Genomic DNA, 24,920 nt, shown 5'->3' on the forward strand with positions numbered 1-24,920 from the left:
TTATATTTCAATACTGGTAAACTAGGGTTTGGTTTATAAAAATCTGGAGAAATTAATGAGTGTTAAGGTAGCGGTAATTTTATCCGGCTGTGGATTTCTTGATGGCGCAGAAATCCACGAAGCCGTAATGACGCTCTTTGCTCTTCAGAAGCTTGGCGCAGAATCAATCTGCTTTGCGCCAAATATTGAACAAAGCGATGTCATCAATCATTTAACCGGGAAACCTGTTCCAAACGAGCGCAGGAATGTATTGATTGAATCCGCAAGAATTGCCCGAGGGAATGTCACTGATTTAGCAGAATTTGATCCCTCTTTGGTGGATGCGATGGTGCTTCCCGGTGGTTTTGGCGCGGCAAAAAACCTCTCAAGTTTCGCCAGTGAAGGTGCTGACTGCACCATCAACCCGGATGTTGAAGCGGCCATTACCGGTATGATACGCCTAAATAAACCCGTCGCTGCGCTCTGTATTTCTCCCGCAGTTGTCACGCGTTTGTACGATAGCCCAACCCTGACGATTGGTCAGGATATTGATACAGCTAATGCATTAGAGGAGATGGGGGCTCGGCACGAAACCACTGGGCATGGTGAAGTCGTTGTCGACAGGGCAAACAAGCTCGTCACCACCCCTTGCTATATGCTTGACGCAACAGTCCCAGACATTGCCCATGGCGCCGAAAACGCAATGGAAGTACTTCTTACTCTAATCGACTAACTGGTCCTTCTGGACGCACACTCAAACTTCACTCTCCCCTATAAATAAAGCTTATAATGAATAGCTCTTCTGATTCCATCCAATTGCATGAAAGCTGGAAAGAAATTCTTTCGTCTGAATTCAACAAAGATTACATGCGAAATCTCAAAGTATTTCTGAAGCAACAAAAGCAACTCAAAAAAATCATTTTCCCGCGCGGAAGTGAGTATTTTCAAGCCTTGAACCTCACCCCCGTAGAAGAAGTAAAGGTTGTTATCCTCGGGCAGGATCCGTATCACGGGCTAGGCCAGGCACACGGACTTTGTTTCTCGGTTCGCCCAGACATCGCGATCCCACCCTCTCTAAAAAATATATTTAAAGAATTGAAACAAGATCTGGATATCGACCAACCAACACATGGTTGCCTGATACCCTGGGCTCAACAAGGCGTACTCTTATTAAACTCAGTCCTTACCGTTGAACAACACAAGGCAGGCGCACATCAAGGCCGCGGCTGGGAGCTGTTTACGGACCAAATCATTCATAAGTTAAGCGAGACACACAACAATCTCGTTTTCTTACTTTGGGGGAGTTACGCCCATAAAAAAGGGGCCGCGATTGATCGAGAAAAACACTTGGTATTGCAATCGCCTCACCCGTCACCTATTTCTGCTCACAGAGGTTTCATTGGTAACAAACATTTCTCTCAAACCAATGCTTACTTAAAACAGCATGAGCGAGCGCCGATAAACTGGCTGTTACCCCCGAGTTCCGAAATTGCACAAGAGCTGCTTTAAAAGATCTCAAACATAAAAAAGGCGCAGCAACTGCTACGCCTTTTTTGAAAGTTCTGGGACAATCAAAACGGATCAAATACGGGTAACAGTCCCTTCGAGATCATCCATAGAGATGTCGACCATCAACTGATCGGCAAGCTCTTCTAATTCATCGCGAAGAGTATCCACGGATACTGCCATTGGAATTGAAATATTAATCTCGGCACTAAAAATACGCTCGGAAGACATGGCACCATCATTACAGTCGGTCAACATTTCGTTGATGCCTATTTTCTTCTCAGCAAGGGCATGAGAGATATCCTGTATAATGCCAGGATGATCAGGACCGACGATTTCCAGACTAAGCTCACGGACGGGGACTTCAGCTTCGGCCTTGGTCTGTCGCTCTATAGCCAGATGAAAGTCTGAAGTTTCCAAAGTTTTCAGATCTGATTCAAGCTTTTCTTGATTTTTGCTGGGAACTGATACGCGAATTATTCCGGCAAAGTGGCCAGACAATTTAGTAACCCGGCTTTCCAGCCAATTGCCACTCTGTTCGGTGACCATTGAAGAGATATCATCTACCAAGCCAGGCCTGTCTTTACCCGTTACAGTCAGGATAATGGAATTCGCCATACTTTTGTTCCTTTCAGGCATACGTTATAAAACCAGTATAATTCTTAAACCTCCTATCATTTGAACAAAAACGACTTTTATAGTGCTAGTTTTGACATATTATTACAAGAAATTGTTAGCAACAAGTATCACCTAATTGAATGGGCGGACAAGCTACCGTGCCATAAGAACAGAAAACACAGCAATCTCCCTCCTTTGGCTTCAACAAAACTCCACACCCCTTACAGTCGTAAAACCATTGGCATGCATCAGTGGGCATAAGCTCCCGCTCTTTATGACCGCATTCTGGACAGGTAATTTCGGAGTAGGCCTCTGTCATTGCCACTTAACCCTCCAATATCCATATCCAGCTATTCCTAAAAAAACAGCAAGCATGGGTATAAGAATAATATCAAGATACGAAACCGCCGCGCCGACCCCAAGCACGCCAAAAAGGACAACAAGTATTGGCGTCACACAGCAAATTGCAGTTATAACGGAACCAATGACACCGATTTTTAGAATTCTATTTTTGCTCATAAAGCCTCCTACTCAAAGTAGTATAGGCCCCATTGGAAAGCATAAGAAGAACAGACACGACAATGTGATCAGGGCGCCTAACTTAGCCAACATCCCGGTGATCACTCCATAAGGTTAGGCTGCCTTATATTTTTTAACGTAAAGATTCCGTAGGTCTTGGAACCATTTAGGCTCTGGCTTCCACCAATAGAGGTTCTCTATCGATTGACCGCTGTTGTAGGCGAAATCAAAACGATCGCGAGAAGCAAGATCAAGCCCACTTTCAGCACCGACGACAACTGAGTTATGACCAGTATGGGCCATAAACATTCCGCCCCCTTTCACAGAAGACAACCAGTTGATCAACTCATAGGCACGATCTGTATTTTGAGCACCAGCCGGAAGTGCCATTGTATTCAACCAGGAAAGAGCGCCCTCTTTGGGGGCTACGAACTTGAATTTACTTTTTGAATTTTTCCAAAGATCGAAGCCGACACCGCTCCATGACTGCCCAATCACACAGTTATTCAAAGTAAAGGCAGAGGTTAATCCTTCTACATCGTTCCAAAACTGGCGGATATAGGACTTATGTTCAATCCCAAATAAAAGGGCCTCGCCAAAAACCTCCCGCGCAAGCTCTTCATTAACATAGGCACTATCAAGCCGCTCCCCCGTCCCATCAATCATAAGAGCCATACTGGTCAAAGCTGAGCGCGGGCGTGTCGCTACAAAGCCTTTATTTTCAAGTGACCACTGGTCTGACCAGGAAACGCCACCTGACTGATAATCATGGACAGTGCTATCAAACGAAAGACCTTCGGCTCCCCAACTAAAAGGTACAGCATAACGCTTGCCTCTATATATGGTTCCGAGATTGTCGGACTGTTCAAGAATTGTTGGATATATACTGTCCAGATCCAAGCGACTTTCATCAATAGGCCGCAAAAGACCTTCTGCTGCATGCCAGTTAAATGACCCCCGGCAAAGCCGGGGGCTTAAGCGGGTGAGCCCCTTAAAGGGGCAAATTGGGAACCGCTAAAGCGGTTATGGATTGAATATATCCATTTGGTCAAAGTACTTATCACGCTCTTCTTGCGTTCTGATATACTCCCTCACCATCTGTTCATCGAGCCCTACAGTTGAGACGAAATATCCACGGGCCCAAAAATTTTCACCCTTGAAATTCCGTGCTTTATTTTTGAATTTTCGAGCTATGGCAATCGCGCTTTTTCCTTTTAGGTATCCAACGACTTTTGAAACAGCATGTTTGGGCGGTATGCTGATACACATGTGAATGTGATCCGGCATCAAATGGCCCTCCTCAATCTTACTTTCGCGATGCCCGGCCAGTTCATGGAAAATTTCACCAAGATACTGACGTAGGTTGCCATAGATAACTTTTTGCCTGCGTTTAGGGATGAAAACCACGTGGTATTTACAATCCCATCTCGTATGTGCAAGGCTTTTGTAATCTCTCATCGGCTAATTCCTTTGTTATTTTGGTCAATAAACAAAGAAATGTAAGACCGTGGGAACGGTCAAACCATTGAGAGTCCCCCGGCATAGCCGGGGGTTTACCGGATTAAATTAGAAAGCGAGGCTGCAGAGGGAAAAATGAGGTCAAATCCCTGAGCTTTGGTCGCCTTTAAATAAAGCAGAGCTTCAGCGTTAGTATCGAAATCTGTAGAATTAACTGTTATCCCGGTGTCTTTCTTAAATTCTGATATCATTTCATCGCTGAAAAATCCCTGCCAGGCAAAGACTTCCAATTCACCAGAAGAAGCAAAACTTGTTGATGAAAATGTTGGGAGAACAGTAGCGGTACCTGCAAAAGCAAGAGCAGACTTTAAAAGACCGCGCCGGGTAAAGGATGTAGCAGCTTGCTGAATTTTTGTGCTTTCACGAGCGGCATCTTTTAACATGGACTGAAAATTCCTAGATTGAAGCATTCCCCTGCCTCTTATCTTTGTTAAGCACCCCTCCTAACAAGATCTAACTGACAAGTTCCGTCTTTATAATGTTATATTTTCTTCAAACCATTAATCATATTCAGTCCCCAATCATCATAATGGTATAGCCGATCATAGTTCCCTCAGAATGAAAATACCACCACCAAAAAGAGAATAACTCGCTTAACTTGGTAAATGCATTTACTTACCATTCTACCAGACAAAAAAATGGCCGGGTAAAAAACCCGGCCAAGTCATGTGGGGTAAGTTACTCAAAGAGCAACTACCTTTATGCATTGCACCTTTCGGATCGGCCCAATGCATAACCTTGTGATAGATCACAGAAAATAAACTGCTCTATCATATTTCAAAACCCAACAACGGATCATTCCATTATTGATCTGCCGGTGTCTTATCCCGTTGAACAAACACAGCCACCAGAGCAAGTGCTCCTGAAACTATCATCAGCATCAATGAAACCGCATTTAATGCCGGGGTCGAACCCTGCTTTAGTCGATCAAACATCGTGATCGTCAAAGGAGAATCAGATCCAACCAACATCAAGGTCGTATTGAAATTTTCGAAAGACATCAGGAAACTGATAATCCCGGCACCAATAATCGCCGGCTTTAGGAATGGCAATGTTATGGTCTGAACGGCTTCCCATTTCGTTGCCCCCAGATTTAACGCAGCCTCTTCTAGGCTGTTGTCAAACTTCCGCAAACGGGCAGAGATCACCAAAGTTGTTATCGTGGTTACAAAGGAAAACTGGCCCATTATCACGATAAACAGACCCGGTCGTAAAAACTCGAGATCCCAACCAAGGCTGTCTTCTGCTCCATTAGCAATAGAGTTGGTAAAGATCAGAATCGAAATACCAAGAATAACGCCCGGTATAACCAACGGCATGAGGGCAAACATGTAGAGGATGTTTTTACCCGGGAAAGAATGTCGCTCAAAGAGAAAGGCGTTACACGTTCCCACAAAAACGGCGAGCGTTGTCACACAAACTGCAACAAAAGCTGAAAACCCGATACTTTCCAATAGTTGATGATCGTTGAAAACACCAAGTCTTGGCGCTTCAGTGCCAATAAACCAATCAAAAGTCACCCCATTCCATGGCATGGAAGGGAACAAGCTATCGTTAAAGGCAAAAAACCCAACAACAATCAGCGGCGCACCAAGATAGATAAAAAACAAAGTTATATAAGCAGCATAAAGCCGGGTACTAAACTTTGACTGGGGGAGAGATGGAATCATTATTATGCCCCTTACTTAACAGTATCAGCCAAGGTCTGTCGGCTTAATTTCAGGCCAACAAAGACGATAACAGATGAGAGGAACAACAAGAGGAAACCAAACGCGGATCCAGATTCCCAGTTAAAACGCGTGATGAATTGATTGTAGATTTGCTCTGTAAACCAAAGACTGTCTTTACCCCCAAGTAGAGTTGGCGTCAGATAATTCCCAAGGGTCAACATAAAGACAACGATACAACCCGAAGCAATACCCGGCATGGCATGAGGGATAACGATTTCTCTTAAGATTGAGACCGTGTTCCCACCGAGATCATAAGCTGCTTCAATCAGGCTATCGTCAAGAGTATCCAGCACAGATACCAATGGAACCACCATAAAGAGCATCGAAGTATAAACCAGACCAACCATTAAGGTCGCATCGGTATAGAGAAACTCAACGGGTCCGTTCACAATACCAACCCACTGGATAAAGCTACTGATCACACCACTTTCGCGGAGCAGGATCATCCACCCAAAAGTACGGACAAGTTCAGAAACCCAAAACGGTATGAGGCACATTATAAACAGCAAATTGCGTTTTCTGCCCTTCACCACCTTGGCGATGTAATACGAAACCGGAAAACCGACGATCAGTGTGATTACAGTCGCCAAAATCGACATCACTGCCGTGCGAACAAAAGTGTTCCAGTACAATGGTTCAGTGAAAAACTCTGCATAATTTTGCAGGCTAAAAGCATATTCCCGATACCCAAGTACTTCGCGAAGAGAAACAATCAACAGATCCACGTGTGGCAAAACGATTAGCAAAAGTAACCACAACAACAAAGGCAGCATTAACAAGAAAGTGCCCAGCTTGATCGCGGGCATCACTCTACGTTGCTCTGCGCCAGAAATGACTAAGGCGCTACTCATGCCGCCTGTTCCTTCTTAGCAGCCGCAGATGATACGTAGGAAAGAGCTTTATCAACGCCCCAACTCAGGCGGAGGTTTTCACCGGCCTGAAGATCACTGAATGCGCCTGTTTGCGGAAGAGAAACAGTGACTTGATGGCCCGTTTTCTGGTCGCGCACCTGAGCACGGCTATTGGCACCATCAAAAAGTAAATTCTCTACAACGCCAGAAAGAGTATTTTTGCCATCTTCGATATGCGCCCCGTCATGTGTCGCAGCGCTACGTTCAATCGTAATAGCTTCAGGGCGAACGAAGAGTTCAACCTGATCCCCCATCCCCATTGGCGATTTGGTACCGGAAACAGCAGCAATTACGCCACCCTCGTCCAGAGAGATCATGGCTTGATCACCACTTACAGACTGAACTTTTCCGCTCCAACGGTTTGTATCACCAACAAAACCAGCGACAAAAGCTGTTTGCGGATTGTAATAAAGGTCTTGAGGAGAACCAACCTGTTCAAAACGTCCGTTGTTCATAACGGCTACATTATCGGACATCACAAGAGCTTCAGACTGATCATGAGTAATGTAAACGAAGGTAGTGCCAACTTCGTGTTGAAGTTGCTTAAGCTCAACCTTCATATGTTCACGTAGTTTTAGATCGAGAGCCCCTAATGGCTCATCGAGCAGAAGAACCGCAGGTTCCAGAATAAGAGATCTCGCGATCGCAATTCTTTGTCGTTGTCCGCCCGAAAGCTGATCGACATTTTTAGACCCGGCATCTGGCAAGCTGACACGTTCGAGAACATCAGCGACACGTTTATCAATTTCAGCCTGGGGTACTTTCCGGCGTCTGAGGCCATAGCCAATATTTTCAGCCACGTTCATCATTGGGAACAGTGCGAGATGCTGAAAGACCATATTTACAGGGCGTTTGTTTGGTGGCACGCCCAACATGGAATCGCCTTTAATGACTATGTCTCCAGCAGACGGCTCAATGAACCCAGCAAGCATTCTAAGCAATGTTGTTTTACCGCAGCCACTTGGACCGAGTATTGAGAAAAAGGATCCCTTCGGGATTTCCAGGGATACATTGTCTACAGCGGTAAATTTCCCAAAGGATTTTACCAGTTGGCGACACTCAAGATCCAATTGATTACTCATATTATTAACCTAGTTGATTGCTGGTGCGTTTGGCTTCAGGCATACGCAGGTACTATTACGCTAGTTTCAAAAATCGGTGAAATATTGAAACCGGATAGTTGATGGCATTTCCCCCGATCACCTTCGAGACCGGGGGAAGCCAATATTTTAACCGTATAAAACTGACTTAGTTAGAAGAAGCAGCTTTTACACGGTCTAGAACTTTACCTTCGATGGTTTCAAGCCCTGGTGGTACAGTTGGGTACCATTTGATGTTGTCCAGATCAGCTTGTGGGAAGCTATCCTGGAACTGAGCTTTCAATTTACCTTCGGCAAATTTGTCAGCACCTTTAGATGCTGTGAAGTTTCCTGCAGCAGCTGTAATCTGAGCCGCGATTTCTGGACGCATTACAAAGTTGATCCATTTGTATGCACCAGCTTCGTTTTTGGTTTTCTTTGGAAGAGCAAAAGTATCGATCCAACCCAAAGCACCAGATTTTGGTGCAACGAAAGTCACATCAGCATTATCATTGTTCAGCTTCCAACCGCCGGTGTCCCAAGCCATTGCAGCAACAACTTCACCAGAACGAACCAGGTTCAGTAGCGCGTCGCCACCTTCCCAATAGGTTTTTACATTTGGTTTACAAGAAATGAGCTTTTCTTCAACTTTGCCCATAATTTCTTTGTATTTGGCTTTGTCGCCATAAGCCGCAAATGGATCGAGGCCCATAGAGAAAGCAAAACCGATAAGTGTTGGACGCTTCAAACGATAAGAAACTTTACCTGCAACAGCGTCATTACAAAGATCGGTATAGTCTTTCACGCTGCTGGCAGTTGCAGTGTTTAGAACCAGACCACTTGTACCCCATACATGAGGAACGCCATAAACGTCGCCTTTGTATGTAGTATTGCCTTTGGTAGCTTCCAGCATGGAACCGATGAACTGGCTGCCGTCGATTTGTGAAAGATCCATAGATTTGTAGATGCGGTGCTCAGCCTGTGCAGCAGAGATACGATCCTGGCTTGGCTGTGCAAGGTCAAACCCGCCGCCGCCAGTGGCACGCAACTTGGAAATCATGTCTTCGTTGTTAGATTTAGTAACTTTAACATCAATGCCAGTTTCAGCTTTGAACTGCTCAATTACAGAATCAGGTGCATAACCACCCCATGTAAGAAGTCTCAGTTCTTCTGCCTGTGCTTGGCCTGCAAATGCAACACCTGCAATTGCGGTAAGTCCCAAAATAGCTTTCGTAGTAGTCATAAACAACCTCCGTGTTTTTTAATGCGCATGTTCGAATGCGTCACGGGACACCTTGCCCCTTTTTTCACCGAACAATAGCTCTCCAAGTCTTGTTTGATGCCCGGCAAGGGCATCATTGTAATGTAACGGCATACCTAAAGGGCATGTGTTACAGTGACGTTGAACTTTGTTTGCAATTCCACTTTTTTAAGCGGTTTTACTTGCGGCTTTATTATTTTGGAAATACTACACAGATAGTGGCATCACTTTAAGATCCATTATCGGATGCCTAACCATACCACTTTAAAATTAAGTTCAAGAACATGGCGAAATTTGCATCTGGCGCGTTACTAGAAGGGGTTAAGCTGGACCCTAATTCTCAAAGCCCCCTTTATCGACAACTCTATATAGGGATTAGAAAACTTATCCTTTCTGGTGACTTGCCACCAGGAACGAAGCTGCCTGCCAGTAGAACAATCGCAACAGAACTCGAAGTATCAAGAACAACCGTTATCAATACAATTGAGCAGATGATATCCGAAGGCTTTCTCGAGACTCGCCGCGGCTCCGGTACTTATGTCACACAAAGACTGTCAGAAATGACGGAATTTTATCAAACATCTGTCGAAGATGATCCTGAATCGGATGAAGAGGACCCGAATCTAAGCTTATCAAAGCGCGGGCAAGGTTATGCAGACCTCCCCCATGAGTACGAACCAGAGGGCATCTATACCTTTCGTCCCAGCCAACCCGCCTATGAACTTCTTCCGCACGATACTTTTTCACGGCTAACTAATCGCTACCAACGTAAACCAAAAGATGAATACCTGACTTATTCCGATCGGGGTGGTTATATGCCGCTGCGCGAAGCAATCTCAAGTTACCTCAAAGCCTCTAGATCAGTCCGTTGCTCTCCAGAACAGATAATTATCACCTCTGGCACTCAAACAGCCCTGAACCTTGCCAGTCAGTTATTGATCGATCCGGGGGATAACGTATGGATGGAAGATCCGGGCCATACGGCAGCGCGATGCGTATTCCAGGGTAGTGGCGCTAAGGTGGTTCCAATTCCCATCGACGAGCATGGCTTTAATCCCGCACTTTGCCCCGAGGAAGAAAGGAATAAACCTGTAAAGCTGGCTTACGTAACCCCTTCGAGCCAACACCCTTTGGGTCGACGCATGCCATTAACCCGTCGTATCAAGCTTTTGGAATGGGCTCAGCAAAACAATACCTGGATCTTCGAAGACGACTACAACAGTGAATTTCGTTATACTGGCCGGCCCCTTTCGGCTTTACAGGGGCTAGATAAATCTGGGCGGGTTCTCTATGTGAGCTCTTTCACAAAGATCCTCTATCCCGGCCTTAGGCTCGGATACATGGTCGTTCCAAAATCAATGGTAGAAGCATTTGCCCATGCCTCCACCATTTTACAACGCTCGACGCCTCTTCTCACCCAACAAATCATCGCTGACTTTATAAACGAGGGTTTCTTTGCCACTCATATGCGGAAAATGCGTAAGATCTACCATCAACGCCAACAGATTTTGTTGGAAGCAGCTGAAATACACCTGAAGGATCTTGTGGAAATGTCAGCCGTCGACCAGGGGTTCCACTGTAATGCGTGGTTACCGGACCATGCTGACCCAGAGATGGTCGAAGGCACATTGCGCGCAGCAGGTTATGCCGTCAACAATATCGCCTATTACTGTATGAAACCTTACCAACGCAATGGCATAATGATTGGTTTCGCTGGTACGCCTGAAGATAAAATACCCGAGGGTGTCAGGGGCATGGCTAAAATATTGCGAGAGATCCTCTAGTTCAGAGTTTCTCTCGCTTTCACCTTTTAAGAAAATGCCTTTTTGAGTCTTCTGAGGGCCTCTTCCAGAACCTCCATACGCTTACTAAAGCAAAAGCGCACAAGGTTGGTAGGGCCTTCGGCGTCATAAAAAACGCTAATAGGCACAGCCGCAACTTTCGCTTCAGTCGTAATATAACGGCAAAACTCTTCGTCACGCCCTTTGTAAAGCGAACTAATATCCGCCGTTACAAAAAACGTCCCATCGCTATGCAGGACCTCAAAACCGATGTCTGCAAGGCCTTTGGATAAATAATCACGCTTTTCCTGAAGCTCGCTCGTCAAGCCATCAAAATAACTTTGGTCTTTTCTCAACCCGGCTGCGACAGCCTTTTGTAAATTTGGGGGCGTCGTAAAAGTAGTGAATTGGTGCGCCTTGCTAATCGGAGCAAGCAATTCGGGAGCCGCACAGATATAGCCTACCTTCCAACCTGTGAGGGCAAAGCTTTTCCCCGCAGAGCCAATCCGAACAGTCCTGTCTCTCATCCCAGGCAGGGTAATAAGCGGGTAGTGTTTACGTCCGTCATAAAGTTGATGTTCGTAAACCTCATCACACACAGCATAGACATCGTAGCGTAGGCAAAGCTCGGCCAAAGCCTCCAGTTCGTCCCAGTGGAATGCCTTACCTGTGGGGTTCATAGGGCTGTTAATAAGGATCAGTTTGGTCTCATGATGGAGTGCTTCATTTAGCTCCTCAATCGGCAATTTCCAATCCGGTGCGGACATCTTGACGACGACAGGAATTCCACCGGCTCTTTTTATCAGCGGAAGATAACAATCGTAAAAAGGTTCTAAAACAACGACTTCATCGCCCGGCTCAATCAATCCAAGCAGACAATTGGAAAGCGCTTCCGTGGCACCAGAAGTAACCATGACTTCTGTTTTCCAGTCGAGATGAATGCCGTAAAAGCGTTTATCGTGCTCTGCAATTGCCTGACGCAACTCTGGAATTCCCATCATGGACGGGTATTGGTTGGGCCCATCGATTAACGCATCGGCTGCTATTTTTCGAAGCTCTAAAGGACCATCTTCATCGGGAAAACCTTGTCCAAGGTTGATTGCATCATGTTCCATCGCTAACTGCGACATAACCTCAAAAACTGTCGTGCTATAGGATGACAGAACAGAATTAGCATCTTTCATGGCGTTGTTCTCCCGCTCTTGTTTAGACACATTTATAGTAACACTCTGGGTTGATTTGATGCAACGAGTGAGCAAAATTTATTGGCTCTTCTCCGCTTTGTTGAGTAGATTTAGGATTTCAAATAGAGCATAGATTGATTATCTGGAATGGATGATTGTCTAATTTTGAGTTTGAAGTATTCGGTATCCTTGATGCCTCTGGCTCGCTTACGGATCATTCCTATACTGACATTACCAGCCTCTATCCTGGCGCTTGTGAGCTTGTGTTTGGCGTAGTTGCAGATGCCCACACAATGTTTCCGTAGGGATTTCGCGAACTTTTTTAGATAGAGCATCTGTGACTGATCTGCTATCAGGCACCAACGTTCCAGTTGCTCCGCCATCGCCTCAAATGAAGCGGCACTCCACAGCAGCTGAAGCTGTTCTTTCAAGACGTAAAGTGCATTCAGGTTGCTATTGCTCTCCAGCAACCTTTGCAGCTTGTCACTTTGTTTTTCACTCAACTTATCCGCATTTTTGAGCAACAGATAATGCGTCCCTTTCATCAACTCTTTACCACTTGGATCGGCCTTTCTGAACTCAAGTCGACGCTGATTATGGATAGCTTTGCTGTAGTTTTTCATGACGTGGAAACGGTCAAATACTATGTCGGCCAACGGCAAGGACTCTCTGACAGCCTTTTGGTAGGCAGGCCCCATATCCATCGCTACGGCCTTTATTTTGCAGGCTGTATCTGGTTGCAGTTGTTTCAAAAACCTTGAAAAAACCTCGGCAGTTCGGCCTGCTTCAACCCAGATCAGATGACCGCCAACCATATCGTAGACCACCGTCATGTAGTCATGACCTTTCGCCCGGGCAACTTCATCTACACCAATATATTCCAAGCCAGTTAGCTCTGCAGGATCAAGCGTAGGGAGAGTTTCAATAAGGTATGCCCTGTCGATATTCTTGACCGTTTCCCATCGTATATCCAAATGTCTGGAAACCGCTTGAATAGACATATGCCGACATAATCCACTGATCAGTCGGCAAAATCGGTGAGTGAAACGGCACCCTTTATCAACAAAATCACACCCCTCAATGCGGCGTTCGCCCTTGTTAATATAAACCTGCGCCAGCTCAATCTCGACCACACAAGGATACCCAAAAAGGGGGATGTCGTTTACTTGTCGGCGGACATGCTGGTTGATGCTTCCCTTCTGGCCTGTAGCAGGGTCTATAGCCCTCCTACGCGCGTCTCGGCTGCAGTGAATGACAATCTTAACACCGCCGTCATCCAGTTTAATTTCATTTACACGTTGCCCTTTGAGGCCTAAAATATGCTGCGAGATGTTGATTGTCATATACCTGCTCTATGTAAAGTTATCAGAAACCATACATATCAACAGGTTACTTGGCGGTCGGCATCTTTTTCTACTCAACAAAGCGGAGAAGAGCCAATTTATTCTGTAATTAAATTTGCGAAGTTATTCTTTTTGGCTGAGAAAAATTGACCAATTCATCAAATAAAATCACTTTTGCAATTTTACAATCTCCCCCAAGTTCTCCCTAGATAAGCATGATAGTCACCCTTGATAAAACATCCCCTTCATCGGGCATCAAGAACACAATACATATGGAGAAGTAGATGAATTCCCCCGCAACGAAACAACAGTTTGGGATTTCAGTCCAATCCTTGGAACAAAACGAACGTTCCATAAAAATTACCTGGGCAGATGGAAAGGTTGCGACCTTCCATTATCTTTGGCTTCGCGACAATTGCCCAAGCGCTTTTCATCCTTCCACCCAAGAGCGTCTTTTTAACCTCACCACTGTGAGCGAAGACATTCATGCCGTTTCAAGCGCATTTGATGAAACAGCGTTATACGTTTCCTGGTCCGAACACGAACACAAAAGCGTATATCGTTTGGAATGGCTTTATGAAAACGCTTACTCTGCCGATTTCAAATCTACCCCAGAAAGCTCTGTCACACCCTGGGGGACAGAGATTATGGATAGTCTCTACGAAGTCCAATACGAAGACTTGATGCAGGATGATCAGGCTCTTCATGATTGGTTATATGCTGTTAAAAAATGGGGTATTTCATACGTTCGCAATGTCCCCTGCACCGATCAAGGCGTGATCGATGTTGCCAACCGGATCGCATTCCTGCGCGAAACCAATTTTGGCAAGGTCTTTGATGTTAAATCAAAACCCAATCCGATCAATAATGCCTACACTTCAGAAGCATTACCTCTTCATATCGACCTTATAAACCAGGAGACACCGCCGGGTTATCAATTCCTCCACTGCCTGATAAACGATAGTAAGGGGGGTGAATCAACCTATGCTGACGGCTTTAAGATCATTGAAGAGTTGAAAGCGACATCACCAGGTTCTTTTCAAATATTGAGCACGGTTACGGTGCCGATGCGCTATCATGATGGTGAAACTGATATTCAAACCAGACACCCGATCATCAACGTCGATGAAAACGGTCGTTTGGTCGAACTTCGCTACAGCCCACACCTTGTCAGCACATTCGATATGGACGAAGACATGATGGATCGCTATTACCGCGCCTTCCGCGAGCTGATGGTTCTCATCAACGATGCACGCTTTGTTATTTCCATAAAAATGAAAGCAGGCGATCTCTGTATATTTGACAATAGAAGAGTAATGCACGGCCGCAATGCTTTCGAAGCATCAGAAAGCCACAGCGGAGGTCGCCACCTTCGTGGTTGTTATGTTGATCGTAGTGAATTTGAGAGCCGCCTACGCGTTCTAGGTCGCCGATTTGGCAAGGCGACAGCAACACGATAGTCCGTTGTTATAAAACCCTCTGGGAATAATACTCTTCCAGAGGGTTAAACTTTCTATCAATAACTTAAGAACTTTTCGTGATTGTGCTGAGCAAGCATCGAGGGCGCAACTTCGGAGACTTCACGCAAGAGAGCCTCCCACTTTTGCCCCTTTTTCATTTTCAATGCCGTAACTTGTACCGCTTTGAATTGGGAATAGTGTTTGGAAAGGTTCGAAAACATCAACAACACAAAACGACAACTCAAAAGATAAGGCCTGTTCAAATCATCCCAAGACATATCATGTTTTGTTAAGATATTTTCGAGAACTGGATAGGATCCCGTTATCGCATCAACACGCTTTTGCTTGAGAAGCCACAAGGACTCGCGGTAATTCGATGTTGTGATTTTTTTGATTCTTTGATTATTGTCAATCCAGCTCCCGCTGGAAGCTCCACGTACAAAAGCCATACGCAGCCCTTCGATATCCTGTCTGTTTTTAATGTCGAGCCCTTTGAGACCGACCAAAACCTTATCCAACTTCAAGACGGGAGCAACAATTGAGACGGCTCCATCTTGTGCTTGATCTGCAAACATCAGGGTTAAATCGTAGTACCCCATTTCGATGCCATGTATCAGTCTTTTAGCTGGGACAGCATGTACGGTTATGGGGGTATCTAATTCTTCAGATAAAACCCTGAAATAGGAAACCGCAAGCCCGCGCAGCTCGCCATTCTCACCATAAAAACTCCACGGTTTCTCCAGAGGAACTGCAGCTTTTAGCGACTTATTCTCTGCCATGACCTCAAAAGGCAAAACCAGCAAGAATGTAAAAACGTACAATAAAAATTTCATAAAAGGACAGCAACACTCAACCAATGCACGAACAGAAGCCTATAATCACCACAAGTGATATCCGTTTCAATACACAAAAACAGATAAATAATGCCAAATATGTTAAATTATTAAGAATTGAGAAATATGAAACTATTATTACAGTACTCTCTTGATCTAGCGTGCTCTGCAAGAAAAGGGTAATAAAGTGCGGTCACCCCTAAGGATATAGGCAAGATATGCCAATAGAAAACGAGTACAAATTCGCCCTCCACGATCCGGACGGAACCTTGGAAAAAACACTCTTAGCCTCTGATCATTTCAGGGCGGGCATCAAACAGGGTTATATTCGCAAAGGATCCAGAATCCGCGAATGGCACGATCTTCAAACGAATGTTCTTCGTTATATCTATACCTACAAGCACCGTGTTGAAGACGATGTAATCGAAGTCGAAACCGATATTGCAAAAGAAGACTTTGATAAACTTTGGTCGGTCAGAGAACGGGACGTTCAAAAGATACGCTTCAAGTTTATCCTTGATGGTTTAACCTGGGATGTCGATTTCCTCAAAAACCAAGACAAAACATATTTCGTCATAGCTGAGGTAGAGCTCCCTGAACACGAACGGAAAGTGCCTGAGCCTCCTGCCATCATCAAGAACTATGTTTTGGGTGGAACCGGCCGACACGACAAGACGTTATCAAACAAACGTCTTTCTAACGTCGACTATGCACTCCGGGTTACAACAGCTTTTCTTGAAGGAGAAGACGCTGTTAAAAACTTAGCTCAGAGAGCAAAAGCATCGTAAGCCACTTAAAACTAGCCTTTTCCAAGAGTTTACGCTTAAAATACATTGCACCGATTAATCAACAACGATGCGGTTCCCAAAAGCTTGACCACTCCAGAAATTAAAGTCTCACAAAACCAAGACAGGACGCAGTGCCAGTTATCCGGATCGTGGCTAACCCAAGATCTTGTGAGCGTGCTCAAACCTCTTGAGGCCATAAGTGATCAACCAGGAACTCCCGTTGTCTTTGACCTTTCTCAAGTAGGGACTATGGACACGGATGGTGCGTTGGTTCTCTTGCAAAAGCAGGCTGCTATTGAACGTGCAGGGTATAAATGCTCGCTCGCAAATGCACCTGACCATGTATCCCAGATTATTTCGACGGTAGAAAAACACCGGATAAAAGACTGCCCGCCGGCTAAGGAAGTAAGAGGTATTGTTGAACTACTCTCGGACACGGGTAAAAGCGCCATTGAAATCTGTGGTAAATTTAATGAGTTGATCAGCTTTCTCGGATTGGTTCTTACTGCCACCTTGCGACAAATTCTAAATCCAAGAAGAATCCGCATTACCTCGTTGATTTCTCAAATGGAACAAATCGGTATCCATGCGTTACCGATCGTTGGCCTTATTTCATTTTTAATCGGCGTTGTTCTTGCCTTTCAAGGGGCCGGGCAGTTAGAGCGTTTTGGCGCACAGATCTTTACAATAAACCTGGTTGCGGTTTGTTCAGCGACAATAACCTTGGCCGGTTGCGACAACCACCTTGGCCGGTGGATCTGATCATTAAAAAGGGCGTGCCCGTTTGATAATCAGATCCACCGGCCAAGGCTTAATTTGGTGTTAGTTACAAGCTGCTGTGAGTTGATAAATTAGGAACCTCTAGATGTAATTGGAGGAACCTGTTTGCCGTATAAATTTATCACAGATGAACAACTGAGACTTTACATGACAGATAGAAAAACTCATGGTCAACGAACCGCCGCTGCCCGCGCAGGGTTTAGCGAACGCACGGCCCGCCGATTTGACGTTGATGCGACTTTACCGTCACAACGCAATATAAAGCGAGGGCGAACAGTTTCTGATCCGCTTGAAGATATCTGGGATAAGGACATCCTTCCCATTTTGGATAAAGACAACTCGGTCAAACCCATTACTTTGTTGCGCCACATACAGAGCCTCTATCCGCTCCGTTTTCCCGATGACCGTGTCAAGCGCACGTTAGAGCGCCGAGTTCGGGGATGGCGGGCTCTGAATGGCCCTGAAAAGGATATCATTTTCAGGCAAACACCTGAGCCGGGTTACATGGGCCAATCAGATTTCACGGATGCAGCCGACTTAGGCTCTTCTCCGCTTTGTTGAGTAGAAAAAGATGCCGACCGCCAAGTAACCTGTTGATATGTATGGTTTCTGATAACTTTACATAGAGCAGGTATATGACAATCAACATCTCGCAGCATATTTTAGGCCTCAAAGGGCAACGTGTAAATGAAATTAAACTGGATGACGGCGGTGTTAAGATTGTCATTCACTGCAGCCGAGACGCGCGTAGGAGGGCTATAGACCCTGCTACAGGCCAGAAGGGAAGCATCAACCAGCATGTCCGCCGACAAGTAAACGACATCCCCCTTTTTGGGTATCCTTGTGTGGTCGAGATTGAGCTGGCGCAGGTTTATATTAACAAGGGCGAACGCCGCATTGAGGGGTGTGATTTTGTTGATAAAGGGTGCCGTTTCACTCACCGATTTTGCCGACTGATCAGTGGATTATGTCGGCATATGTCTATTCAAGCGGTTTCCAGACATTTGGATATACGATGGGAAACGGTCAAGAATATCGACAGGGCATACCTTATTGAAACTCTCCCTACGCTTGATCCTGCAGAGCTAACTGGCTTGGAATATATTGGTGTAGATGAAGTTGCCCGGGCGAAAGGTCATGACTACATGACGGTGGTCTACGATATGGTTGGCGGTCATCTGATCTGGGTTGAAGCAGGCCGAACTGCCGAGGTTTTTTCAAGGTTTTTGAAACAACTGCAACCAGATACAGCCTGCAAAATAAAGGCCGTAGCGATGGATATGGGGCCTGCCTACCAAAAGGCTGTCAGAGAGTCCTTGCCGTTGGCCGACATAGTATTTGACCGTTTCCACGTCATGAAAAACTACAGCAAAGCTATCCATAATCAGCGTCGACTTGAGTTCAGAAAGGCCGATCCAAGTGGTAAAGAGTTGATGAAAGGGACACATTATCTGTTGCTCAAAAATGCGGATAAGTTGAGTGAAAAACAAAGTGACAAGCTGCAAAGGTTGCTGGAGAGCAATAGCAACCTGAATGCACTTTACGTCTTGAAAGAACAGCTTCAGCTGCTGTGGAGTGCCGCTTCATTTGAGGCGATGGCGGAGCAACTGGAACGTTGGTGCCTGATAGCAGATCAGTCACAGATGCTCTATCTAAAAAAGTTCGCGAAATCCCTACGGAAACATTGTGTGGGCATCTGCAACTACGCCAAACACAAGCTCACAAGCGCCAGGATAGAGGCTGGTAATGTCAGTATAGGAATGATCCGTAAGCGAGCCAGAGGCATCAAGGATACCGAATACTTCAAACTCAAAATTAGACAATCATCCATTCCAGATAATCAATCTATGCTCTATTTGAAATCCTAAATCTACTCAACAAAGCGGAGAAGTGCCATCTAGGCTCTTCTCCGCTTTGTTGAGTAGAAAAAGATGCCGACCTCCAAGTAACCTGTTGATATGTATGGTTTCTGATAACTTTACATAGAGCAGGTATATGACAATCAACATCTCGCAGCATATTTTAGGCCTCAAAGGGCAACGTGTAAATGAAATTAAACTGGATGACGGCGGTGTTAAGATTGTCATTCACTGCAGCCGAGACGCGCGTAGGAGGGCTATAGACCCTGCTACAGGCCAGAAGGGAAGCATCAACCAGCATGTCCGCCGACAAGTAAACGACATCCCCCTTTTTGGGTATCCTTGTGTGGTCGAGATTGAGCTGGCGCAGGTTTATATTAACAAGGGCGAACGCCGCATTGAGGGGTGTGATTTTGTTGATAAAGGGTGCCGTTTCACTCACCGATTTTGCCGACTGATCAGTGGATTATGTCGGCATATGTCTATTCAAGCGGTTTCCAGACATTTGGATATACGATGGGAAACGGTCAAGAATATCGACAGGGCATACCTTATTGAAACTCTCCCTACGCTTGATCCTGCAGAGCTAACTGTCTTGGAATATATTGGTGTAGATGAAGTTGCCCGGGCGAAAGGTCATGACTACATGACGGTGGTCTACGATATGGTTGGCGGTCATCTGATCTGGGTTGAAGCAGGCCGAACTGCCGAGGTTTTTTCAAGGTTTTTGAAACAACTGCAACCAGATACAGCCTGCAAAATAAAGGCCGTAGCGATGGATATGGGGCCTGCCTACCAAAAGGCTGTCAGAGAGTCCTTGCCGTTGGCCGACATAGTATTTGACCGTTTCCACGTCATGAAAAACTACAGCAAAGCTATCCATAATCAGCGTCGACTTGAGTTCAGAAAGGCCGATCCAAGTGGTAAAGAGTTGATGAAAGGGACACATTATCTGTTGCTCAAAAATGCGGATAAGTTGAGTGAAAAACAAAGTGACAAGCTGCAAAGGTTGCTGGAGAGCAATAGCAACCTGAATGCACTTTACGTCTTGAAAGAACAGCTTCAGCTGCTGTGGAGTGCCGCTTCATTTGAGGCGATGGCGGAGCAACTGGAACGTTGGTGCCTGATAGCAGATCAGTCACAGATGCTCTATCTAAAAAAGTTCGCGAAATCCCTACGGAAACATTGTGTGGGCATCTGCAACTACGCCAAACACAAGCTCACAAGCGCCAGGATAGAGGCTGGTAATGTCAGTATAGGAATGATCCGTAAGCGAGCCAGAGGCATCAAGGATACCGAATACTTCAAACTCAAAATTAGACAATCATCCATTCCAGATAATCAATCTATGCTCTATTTGAAATCCTAAATCTACTCAACAAAGCGGAGAAGTGCCCCGACTTAAGTATTACCATTGCAGGAGATCCTTTGGTGCATCGGCTCTATCATTTTGTTCTGGTATATAGCCGATGGGAACATGTTGGGGTCGTACTTGGCGGTGAGAGTTTTACAGCCCTTGCGGAGAACTTACAAAATGCGCTTTGGTCCTTGGGGGGCGCTCCTGAAAACCACCGGACCGACAGCCTGTCTGCGGCCTTTCGGAATTTGAGCGTTGAGGAAAAGGAGGACATTACCAAACGTTATTCTGCTTTTGTTGAGCACTACGGTATGGAGGCCAGTCGAAATAACAGAGGGGAATCACACGAGAACGGTGCCATTGAATCTCACCACGGTCACCTTAAGACTGCGATAAAGCAGGCCCTGATTTTGCGTGGCAGTAATGACTTTGACACTTTGGATGAGTATCGGCGATTTTTGGACGAGCTGATTGCTAGACGGAACAAACATCGTGACCAAGATATCCAAACAGAGTTGAAATCTCTCAAGGCGTTACCTCCTCGGCGAACAACAGATTACACTGAAGTCGTGTCGAGAGTTACCAAAACAAGTGGTTTTTTAGTTAAGCAGGTTTTTTATAGCGCCCCTTCTCGCCTAATTGGTCAACGCTTGCGTGTCCATATTTACGATAACCGGATAGAAGCCTATCTAGGCAGCACTCATGTCGTCAGCCATTCTCGTGAGCGGGGGCACGGCAAAGGCCCCCGCATTCATGTTATCAATTATCATCACGTCATTCATGCTCTCAAACGTAAACCTCAGGCACTCGCCAATTCTATTTATCGTGACAGTATTTTTCCAAGAACCGAGTACTCCCTGGCCTGGACATTGTTTCAGAAAAAGTTGTCCCGCAGAGATGCGTGTCGTCAGATGGTTGGGATACTTTTCCTTGCGCACGAAGAGGCTTGTGAGGCCGAAGTCGCGCACCTGATTTCGAGAGAAATCAATGCAGGAAGGCTACCTTGCGCAAAAAAACTTAAGCTGAATATCACAAAAAAGAACACGGATTTACCTCCTGATATTCCCGTGGTTCAACCTTCATTATCAGTCTTTGATACTCTGTTGGAGGATCGGGCATGACAAACATTGAAGTGGATCAGCACAAGCTGCCTCTTATGCTAACTGACTTACGATTACCCAGCTTTCACAAACACTGGCAAGATATCGCAATCCAATCCGACAAGGAGGGCTGGTCAGCAGCCAGGTTCCTTGCCGTTTTGGCCGAATATGAATTGGCCGAAAGGGACACGCGACGCATTCAACGCCATCTCAACGCATCAAACCTGCTGGGCGGAAAAACTCTGGCCACCTTTAACTTCAAGCGGCTGCCTAACGTGAAAAAGGCGCAGGTCGAAGCCTTGTCTGCCGGTGACTGGATTGACGCAAGAGCAAATCTGATTGCCATTGGAAATTCAGGGGGAGGAAAAACTCATCTCCTATGCGCCGTAGGTTATGCTCTTATAGAGGCTGGATACCGTGTGCTCTATACGCAAACCAGTGATCTGGTGCAAAAACTCCAGGCTGCCAGACGTGAACTTATGCTCGAAAACGCCCTCGCAAAACTCGATAAATTTGATCTCATCATTCTCGATGATATTACCTATGCACAAAGGGATATATCTGAAACATCCGTGCTCTTTGAATTGATCGCCAGACGATATGAGTACCGAAGTATTGCAATTGCTGCCAATCAACCTTTTAGCGGATGGGACAATATTTTTCAAGATAAGGCCATGACCGTTGCAGCAATCGATCGTCTTGTTCACCACTCAACCATTCTTGAGATGAATATCGACAGCTACAGACAATGGGAAGCCGCCCAAAATCTCAAAAAAATGTTGCGGAAAACCACAAACAAAAAGGTGAAAAATATGCCTGAAGCATCGTAAATAAACGTCAGATCACAGCCGCATCAAAAGCGGCCAAGGTGGTTGACGCAACCGGACAAAGTGGTTGACGCTCTACAGCGGTTGGCGTTCTGCGTGAAATGGGAATTCTGTTAACGGCCATCATCGTGGCGGGGCGTTCAGGATCGGCCTTTACCGCCCAAATTGGCACCATGAAGGTGAATGAGGAAATCGATGCCATGCGGACGATTGGTCTCGATCCTATTGATGTTCTGGTTCTGCCGAGGATATTCGGGTTGGTTCTTGTTCTCCCCCTGCTGACATTTTACGCCGATATCATGGGGCTGATCGGTGGCGCCGCCATGACGATGATCACGCTCGATCTCTCTCTATTTCAATATATTCGCCATCTACAAGATGCAGCGTCTCTTGGCGATTTTTTTGTCGGCATGTTTAAGGCCCCAATCTTTGCCTTTATCATTGCCCTTATAGGCTGTCACGAAGGCCTTCAGGTCAGTCGATCCGCAGAATCTGTAGGACGGCAAACCACACGATCCGTGGTGGAAGCAATTTTCTTTGTCATCGTTCTTGATGCCTTGTTCTCAATCCTCTTTTCAGTTCTGGATATTTAAAATGCCGAAAGAACTGAAAACAAAAGAAATTGTTATCTCCCTCAAAGACATTAGAAATCAGTTTGGTGATCACGTTCTGCATAATGAATTAAGCCTCGACATTCGAAAGGGAGAAGTCCTTGGGATCGTCGGTGGATCCGGTACCGGTAAATCGGTTTTGATGCGCACCATTGTTGGGCTCAACCAAAAAACGGCAGGGAACATTACAATTTTGGATAAGAATGTTGATGATGTCAGCCCAAAAGAACTCACGAACCTGCGGCAGCGCATGGGGGTTCTTTTTCAAGACGGTGCGCTGTTTTCATCTCTCACCGTATCGCAAAACATTGAAGCGGTTCTCAAGGAGCACACAAGGCTCCCCTCAACTCTAGTTAGAGAAATTGCTGCGCTAAAGATATCTCTTGCGGGTCTCCCCTTTGAGGCCGGAGACAAGTACCCCTCTGAACTATCTGGGGGCATGAGAAAACGTGCAGGTATTGCCAGAGCCCTCGCCCTTGATCCTGACATTTTATTTCTTGATGAACCCACCGCAGGGCTCGATCCAATTGGGGCTTCTCAGTTCGATCAACTGATCGCTCGCCTACAGGAAAGTTTGGGTTTAACTGTCGTGATGATCACCCATGACCTTGATTCTCTACATGCCATTTGTAATCGAATTGGCGTTTTATTGGATAAAAAAATAAAAGTCGGGACGATTACAAATCTGATGAAAGAACCTGATCCCTGGATCAAGGAGTATTTCGGTGGCCCAAGGAGGCGGGCAGCTACGCGGTCTCACCCATGATCTTTTCAACTAATCTTATAAATTTCGCGTATACTATGACGATATCGCCAGATAAGGAAACATGATGGAAACCCGAGCCAACCATTTGATCGTAGGGGCCTTTGTCATCGCTTTTGCTTTAGGAGCAATGGTTTTTGTTATCTGGCTGGCCAAATTTCAGGCGGACCGTGAGTTCGCCCACTACAACATTATCTATAGCGGGGATGTGACTGGTCTTAAGTCTGGTAGTGCGGTCCGCTATAACGGTGTAAATGTTGGCGAGGTCATCGATGTCGCGCTTTCCCCGGACAACCCCTCAGAGGAAGTGGTCATATTACTCGAGGTTGGCGAAGACACGCCTGTAAAAATAGATACCACAGCAACCCTTCAGCTCGAAGGTATTACGGGCGTAAAGTCTATCCAACTGACCCTCGGGAATGTGGCTTCTGCCCCCTTAACGGAAAAAGGCCCTTATGGCCACCCCGTCATCAAAGCAAAAACGTCAGCTCTTGACGAACTCCTCAAAGGGGCTCCGGAGCTGGTTTCCAATGCCAACGTTCTGGTATCCCGGGGCAATGATCTTTTAAACGAGCAAAATCGTGCCAGCGTTGCCCAAACCCTGCAAAATATTGAAGCCCTCACCAAGGCACTGGCAGAAAAAGAAAACCAGATCGCGACACTTATTGATGACACAGCGATAACGGCACGTAATATCAAGGATGTCTCTGTTTCCGTGAAGGAATTGACCCAGGACTTACAAAGCGGAAGCAAGGGCATTATCTCAAAAGCAGAACATGCGGTTGGATCCCTGGATGCTGCAGCAACTTCCATGAATAAACTCGTCAGCGAAAGCACGCCCGAAATTAAAGTATTGGTTAAAGACTTCCAACAGACAGCGCGAAGTTTTGCAAAAACCAGTGATCAGGTAGAAGCCCTCATTCGTGAAAACCGTGAACCTCTTCAAGATTTCACCTCAACCGGTCTCTATGAATTTTCCAGCTTGCTTTCTGAAACCCGTACCTTGGTTAAAGATCTTCAATTGATCGCAGGTGAAATTGAACGAGACCCAGCTCGGTTCTTCTTCGGGAACCAGCAAAAAGGGTATGAGACCACACAATAAAAAAGTTATAT

General features: G+C 45.8%; 29 protein-coding genes and 1 pseudogene. 15 read left to right on the plus strand and 15 right to left on the minus strand.

Annotation, left to right across the window (positions count from 1 at the left end; translation table 11 throughout):
* Positions 1-55 precede the first annotated feature (55 nt).
* Together elbB and ung are read left to right on the plus strand one after the other, a co-directional pair.
* Complete coding sequence (gene elbB, locus ACOGW3_RS27030; RefSeq protein ID WP_419905764.1) at positions 56-712, plus strand: isoprenoid biosynthesis glyoxalase ElbB; 657 nt, start codon at positions 56-58, stop codon at positions 710-712.
* 56 nt (positions 713-768) lie between these two features.
* Complete coding sequence (ung, locus tag ACOGW3_RS27035; RefSeq protein ID WP_419905765.1) at positions 769-1,488, plus strand: uracil-DNA glycosylase; 720 nt, start codon at positions 769-771, stop codon at positions 1,486-1,488.
* A gap of 72 nt (positions 1,489-1,560) precedes the next feature.
* Here the strand turns inward: ung and ACOGW3_RS27040 are convergent, their stop codons facing one another.
* The 10 genes from ACOGW3_RS27040 to ACOGW3_RS27085 form a co-directional block, all read right to left on the minus strand.
* Positions 1,561-2,103, minus strand: a complete 543-nt coding sequence (locus ACOGW3_RS27040) for a glycine cleavage system protein R (protein ID WP_419905766.1) — start codon at positions 2,101-2,103, stop codon at positions 1,561-1,563.
* A 115-nt stretch (positions 2,104-2,218) separates the two neighbouring features.
* Positions 2,219-2,422, minus strand: a complete 204-nt coding sequence (locus ACOGW3_RS27045; protein ID WP_419905767.1) for a GDCCVxC domain-containing (seleno)protein — start codon at positions 2,420-2,422, stop codon at positions 2,219-2,221.
* Entirely contained in the window at positions 2,419-2,622 is a 204-nt protein-coding gene (merF, locus tag ACOGW3_RS27050) for a mercury resistance system transport protein MerF (protein ID WP_419905768.1), read from the minus strand. Before merF ends, ACOGW3_RS27045 begins: the two co-directional genes overlap by 4 nt.
* A 114-nt stretch (positions 2,623-2,736) precedes the next feature.
* Entirely contained in the window at positions 2,737-3,627 is an 891-nt protein-coding gene (locus tag ACOGW3_RS27055) for an extracellular solute-binding protein (protein WP_419906003.1), read from the minus strand.
* An 18-nt stretch (positions 3,628-3,645) separates the two neighbouring features.
* Positions 3,646-4,080: an IS200/IS605 family transposase gene (gene tnpA, locus ACOGW3_RS27060; protein ID WP_419901154.1), complete on the minus strand. Its 435-nt coding sequence runs from the start codon at positions 4,078-4,080 to the stop codon at positions 3,646-3,648.
* Between the two features lie 95 nt (positions 4,081-4,175).
* Positions 4,176-4,523 (minus strand): hypothetical protein, encoded by a 348-nt coding sequence (locus ACOGW3_RS27065; protein ID WP_419905769.1) that lies wholly within the window; start codon positions 4,521-4,523, stop codon positions 4,176-4,178.
* A 420-nt stretch (positions 4,524-4,943) separates the two neighbouring features.
* A complete protein-coding gene (locus ACOGW3_RS27070) occupies positions 4,944-5,810 on the minus strand; it encodes an ABC transporter permease (RefSeq protein ID WP_419905770.1) in 867 nt (288 codons plus the stop codon).
* Positions 5,811-5,821: 11 nt separating this feature from the next.
* The gene (locus ACOGW3_RS27075; protein WP_419905771.1) at positions 5,822-6,721 is read right to left on the minus strand and encodes an ABC transporter permease; all 900 of its coding nucleotides are present in this window, start codon (positions 6,719-6,721) and stop codon (positions 5,822-5,824) included.
* A complete protein-coding gene (locus tag ACOGW3_RS27080; RefSeq protein WP_419905772.1) occupies positions 6,718-7,863 on the minus strand; it encodes an ABC transporter ATP-binding protein in 1,146 nt (381 codons plus the stop codon). The genes ACOGW3_RS27075 and ACOGW3_RS27080 overlap by 4 nt, the downstream gene beginning before the upstream one ends.
* Positions 7,864-8,029: 166 nt before the next feature.
* Positions 8,030-9,103, minus strand: coding sequence for an extracellular solute-binding protein (locus tag ACOGW3_RS27085; protein WP_419905773.1), 1,074 nt, complete (start codon positions 9,101-9,103; stop codon positions 8,030-8,032).
* A gap of 302 nt (positions 9,104-9,405) precedes the next feature.
* On the opposite strand from ACOGW3_RS27085, the gene ACOGW3_RS27090 reads away from it, so the two are divergent.
* A complete protein-coding gene (locus tag ACOGW3_RS27090) occupies positions 9,406-10,905 on the plus strand; it encodes a PLP-dependent aminotransferase family protein (protein WP_419905774.1) in 1,500 nt (499 codons plus the stop codon).
* Positions 10,906-10,931: 26 nt separating this feature from the next.
* Here ACOGW3_RS27090 and ACOGW3_RS27095 read toward each other — a convergent pair whose 3' ends face one another.
* Together ACOGW3_RS27095 and ACOGW3_RS27100 are read right to left on the minus strand one after the other, a co-directional pair.
* Complete coding sequence (locus tag ACOGW3_RS27095) at positions 10,932-12,086, minus strand: aminotransferase (RefSeq protein ID WP_419905775.1); 1,155 nt, start codon at positions 12,084-12,086, stop codon at positions 10,932-10,934.
* A 110-nt stretch (positions 12,087-12,196) separates the two neighbouring features.
* Positions 12,197-13,429, minus strand: a complete 1,233-nt coding sequence (locus ACOGW3_RS27100) for an ISL3 family transposase (RefSeq protein WP_419901077.1) — start codon at positions 13,427-13,429, stop codon at positions 12,197-12,199.
* On the opposite strand from ACOGW3_RS27100, the gene ACOGW3_RS27105 reads away from it, so the two are divergent.
* Together ACOGW3_RS27105 and ACOGW3_RS27110 are read left to right on the plus strand one after the other, a co-directional pair.
* Positions 13,416-13,538: a hypothetical protein gene (locus ACOGW3_RS27105; RefSeq protein WP_419905776.1), complete on the plus strand. Its 123-nt coding sequence runs from the start codon at positions 13,416-13,418 to the stop codon at positions 13,536-13,538. The genes ACOGW3_RS27100 and ACOGW3_RS27105 overlap by 14 nt on opposite strands.
* Before the next feature lie 175 nt (positions 13,539-13,713).
* Entirely contained in the window at positions 13,714-14,889 is a 1,176-nt protein-coding gene (locus ACOGW3_RS27110; protein WP_419905777.1) for a TauD/TfdA family dioxygenase, read from the plus strand.
* Positions 14,890-14,945: 56 nt separating this feature from the next.
* On the opposite strand, the gene ACOGW3_RS27115 is transcribed toward ACOGW3_RS27110, so the two are convergent.
* The gene (locus tag ACOGW3_RS27115) at positions 14,946-15,668 is read right to left on the minus strand and encodes a substrate-binding periplasmic protein (protein WP_419905778.1); all 723 of its coding nucleotides are present in this window, start codon (positions 15,666-15,668) and stop codon (positions 14,946-14,948) included.
* Between the two features lie 272 nt (positions 15,669-15,940).
* On the opposite strand from ACOGW3_RS27115, the gene ACOGW3_RS27120 reads away from it, so the two are divergent.
* The 3 genes from ACOGW3_RS27120 (at position 15,941) to ACOGW3_RS27130 (ending at position 17,851) form a co-directional block, all read left to right on the plus strand.
* Entirely contained in the window at positions 15,941-16,510 is a 570-nt protein-coding gene (locus ACOGW3_RS27120) for a hypothetical protein (protein ID WP_419905779.1), read from the plus strand.
* Between the two features lie 84 nt (positions 16,511-16,594).
* Positions 16,595-17,272 carry an ABC transporter permease gene (locus ACOGW3_RS27125; RefSeq protein ID WP_419905780.1) on the plus strand — a complete coding sequence of 226 codons (678 nt, stop codon included), beginning with the start codon at positions 16,595-16,597 and terminating at the stop codon, positions 17,270-17,272.
* Between the two features lie 123 nt (positions 17,273-17,395).
* Positions 17,396-17,851, plus strand: a complete 456-nt coding sequence (locus tag ACOGW3_RS27130; protein WP_419905781.1) for a hypothetical protein — start codon at positions 17,396-17,398, stop codon at positions 17,849-17,851.
* Here the strand turns inward: ACOGW3_RS27130 and ACOGW3_RS27135 are convergent.
* Complete coding sequence (locus ACOGW3_RS27135; RefSeq protein ID WP_419905782.1) at positions 17,811-17,939, minus strand: hypothetical protein; 129 nt, start codon at positions 17,937-17,939, stop codon at positions 17,811-17,813. The two genes, ACOGW3_RS27130 and ACOGW3_RS27135, sit on opposite strands and share 41 nt — an antisense overlap.
* Between ACOGW3_RS27135 and ACOGW3_RS27140 the strand changes: the two genes are divergently transcribed.
* Complete coding sequence (locus ACOGW3_RS27140; RefSeq protein WP_419901077.1) at positions 17,926-19,158, plus strand: ISL3 family transposase; 1,233 nt, start codon at positions 17,926-17,928, stop codon at positions 19,156-19,158. The two genes, ACOGW3_RS27135 and ACOGW3_RS27140, sit on opposite strands and share 14 nt — an antisense overlap.
* Before the next feature lie 6 nt (positions 19,159-19,164).
* On the opposite strand, the gene ACOGW3_RS27145 is transcribed toward ACOGW3_RS27140, so the two are convergent.
* Complete coding sequence (locus tag ACOGW3_RS27145) at positions 19,165-19,299, minus strand: hypothetical protein (protein WP_419905783.1); 135 nt, start codon at positions 19,297-19,299, stop codon at positions 19,165-19,167.
* On the opposite strand from ACOGW3_RS27145, the gene ACOGW3_RS27150 reads away from it, so the two are divergent.
* From ACOGW3_RS27150 to ACOGW3_RS27175, 6 genes and pseudogenes are all read left to right on the plus strand, one after another.
* Positions 19,286-20,518 (plus strand): ISL3 family transposase, encoded by a 1,233-nt coding sequence (locus ACOGW3_RS27150; protein ID WP_419901301.1) that lies wholly within the window; start codon positions 19,286-19,288, stop codon positions 20,516-20,518. The two genes, ACOGW3_RS27145 and ACOGW3_RS27150, sit on opposite strands and share 14 nt — an antisense overlap.
* A gap of 62 nt (positions 20,519-20,580) precedes the next feature.
* Entirely contained in the window at positions 20,581-21,627 is a 1,047-nt protein-coding gene (locus tag ACOGW3_RS27155) for a Mu transposase domain-containing protein (protein ID WP_419904170.1), read from the plus strand.
* The gene (gene istB / locus ACOGW3_RS27160) at positions 21,624-22,436 is read left to right on the plus strand and encodes an IS21-like element helper ATPase IstB (RefSeq protein WP_419901088.1); all 813 of its coding nucleotides are present in this window, start codon (positions 21,624-21,626) and stop codon (positions 22,434-22,436) included. The genes ACOGW3_RS27155 and istB overlap by 4 nt, the downstream gene beginning before the upstream one ends.
* Positions 22,437-22,522: 86 nt before the next feature.
* Positions 22,523-23,026: pseudogene (locus tag ACOGW3_RS27165) on the plus strand (MlaE family ABC transporter permease); the annotation flags it as partial.
* Position 23,027: 1 nt separating this feature from the next.
* Positions 23,028-23,810: an ABC transporter ATP-binding protein gene (locus ACOGW3_RS27170; protein WP_419905784.1), complete on the plus strand. Its 783-nt coding sequence runs from the start codon at positions 23,028-23,030 to the stop codon at positions 23,808-23,810.
* Positions 23,811-23,874: 64 nt separating this feature from the next.
* Positions 23,875-24,909: an MlaD family protein gene (locus ACOGW3_RS27175; RefSeq protein ID WP_419905785.1), complete on the plus strand. Its 1,035-nt coding sequence runs from the start codon at positions 23,875-23,877 to the stop codon at positions 24,907-24,909.
* The last annotated feature ends 11 nt before the right edge of the window (positions 24,910-24,920 follow it).

Origin of the sequence: Kiloniella sp. (genome assembly GCF_965205715.1) — a bacterium.
Classification (GTDB): Bacteria; Pseudomonadota; Alphaproteobacteria; order Kiloniellales; family Kiloniellaceae; genus Kiloniella.

Excerpts from the sequence above, each read along its gene's own strand:
- ACOGW3_RS27105 (WP_419905776.1), top strand. The coding sequence starts at position 13,416 with ATGTTGATTGTCATATACCTGCTCTATGTAAAGTTATCAGAAACCATA.
- ACOGW3_RS27145 (WP_419905783.1), bottom strand. The coding sequence starts at position 19,299 with ATGTTGATTGTCATATACCTGCTCTATGTAAAGTTATCAGAAACCATA.
- ACOGW3_RS27065 (WP_419905769.1), bottom strand. The coding sequence starts at position 4,523 with ATGTTAAAAGATGCCGCTCGTGAAAGCACAAAAATTCAGCAAGCTGCT.
- ACOGW3_RS27040 (WP_419905766.1), bottom strand. The coding sequence starts at position 2,103 with ATGGCGAATTCCATTATCCTGACTGTAACGGGTAAAGACAGGCCTGGC.
- ACOGW3_RS27100 (WP_419901077.1), bottom strand. The coding sequence starts at position 13,429 with ATGACAATCAACATCTCGCAGCATATTTTAGGCCTCAAAGGGCAACGT.
- ung (WP_419905765.1), top strand. The coding sequence starts at position 769 with ATGAATAGCTCTTCTGATTCCATCCAATTGCATGAAAGCTGGAAAGAA.
- ACOGW3_RS27045 (WP_419905767.1), bottom strand. The coding sequence starts at position 2,422 with ATGACAGAGGCCTACTCCGAAATTACCTGTCCAGAATGCGGTCATAAA.
- ACOGW3_RS27095 (WP_419905775.1), bottom strand. The coding sequence starts at position 12,086 with ATGAAAGATGCTAATTCTGTTCTGTCATCCTATAGCACGACAGTTTTT.
- ACOGW3_RS27080 (WP_419905772.1), bottom strand. The coding sequence starts at position 7,863 with ATGAGTAATCAATTGGATCTTGAGTGTCGCCAACTGGTAAAATCCTTT.
- ACOGW3_RS27135 (WP_419905782.1), bottom strand. The coding sequence starts at position 17,939 with ATGTTGATTGTCATATACCTGCTCTATGTAAAGTTATCAGAAACCATA.
- ACOGW3_RS27110 (WP_419905777.1), top strand. The coding sequence starts at position 13,714 with ATGAATTCCCCCGCAACGAAACAACAGTTTGGGATTTCAGTCCAATCC.
- ACOGW3_RS27175 (WP_419905785.1), top strand. The coding sequence starts at position 23,875 with ATGGAAACCCGAGCCAACCATTTGATCGTAGGGGCCTTTGTCATCGCT.
- tnpA (WP_419901154.1), bottom strand. The coding sequence starts at position 4,080 with ATGAGAGATTACAAAAGCCTTGCACATACGAGATGGGATTGTAAATAC.
- elbB (WP_419905764.1), top strand. The coding sequence starts at position 56 with ATGAGTGTTAAGGTAGCGGTAATTTTATCCGGCTGTGGATTTCTTGAT.
- ACOGW3_RS27070 (WP_419905770.1), bottom strand. The coding sequence starts at position 5,810 with ATGATTCCATCTCTCCCCCAGTCAAAGTTTAGTACCCGGCTTTATGCT.
- istB (WP_419901088.1), top strand. The coding sequence starts at position 21,624 with ATGACAAACATTGAAGTGGATCAGCACAAGCTGCCTCTTATGCTAACT.
- ACOGW3_RS27085 (WP_419905773.1), bottom strand. The coding sequence starts at position 9,103 with ATGACTACTACGAAAGCTATTTTGGGACTTACCGCAATTGCAGGTGTT.
- ACOGW3_RS27150 (WP_419901301.1), top strand. The coding sequence starts at position 19,286 with ATGACAATCAACATCTCGCAGCATATTTTAGGCCTCAAAGGGCAACGT.
- ACOGW3_RS27170 (WP_419905784.1), top strand. The coding sequence starts at position 23,028 with ATGCCGAAAGAACTGAAAACAAAAGAAATTGTTATCTCCCTCAAAGAC.
- ACOGW3_RS27090 (WP_419905774.1), top strand. The coding sequence starts at position 9,406 with ATGGCGAAATTTGCATCTGGCGCGTTACTAGAAGGGGTTAAGCTGGAC.
- ACOGW3_RS27120 (WP_419905779.1), top strand. The coding sequence starts at position 15,941 with ATGCCAATAGAAAACGAGTACAAATTCGCCCTCCACGATCCGGACGGA.
- ACOGW3_RS27115 (WP_419905778.1), bottom strand. The coding sequence starts at position 15,668 with ATGGCAGAGAATAAGTCGCTAAAAGCTGCAGTTCCTCTGGAGAAACCG.
- ACOGW3_RS27075 (WP_419905771.1), bottom strand. The coding sequence starts at position 6,721 with ATGAGTAGCGCCTTAGTCATTTCTGGCGCAGAGCAACGTAGAGTGATG.
- ACOGW3_RS27140 (WP_419901077.1), top strand. The coding sequence starts at position 17,926 with ATGACAATCAACATCTCGCAGCATATTTTAGGCCTCAAAGGGCAACGT.
- merF (WP_419905768.1), bottom strand. The coding sequence starts at position 2,622 with ATGAGCAAAAATAGAATTCTAAAAATCGGTGTCATTGGTTCCGTTATA.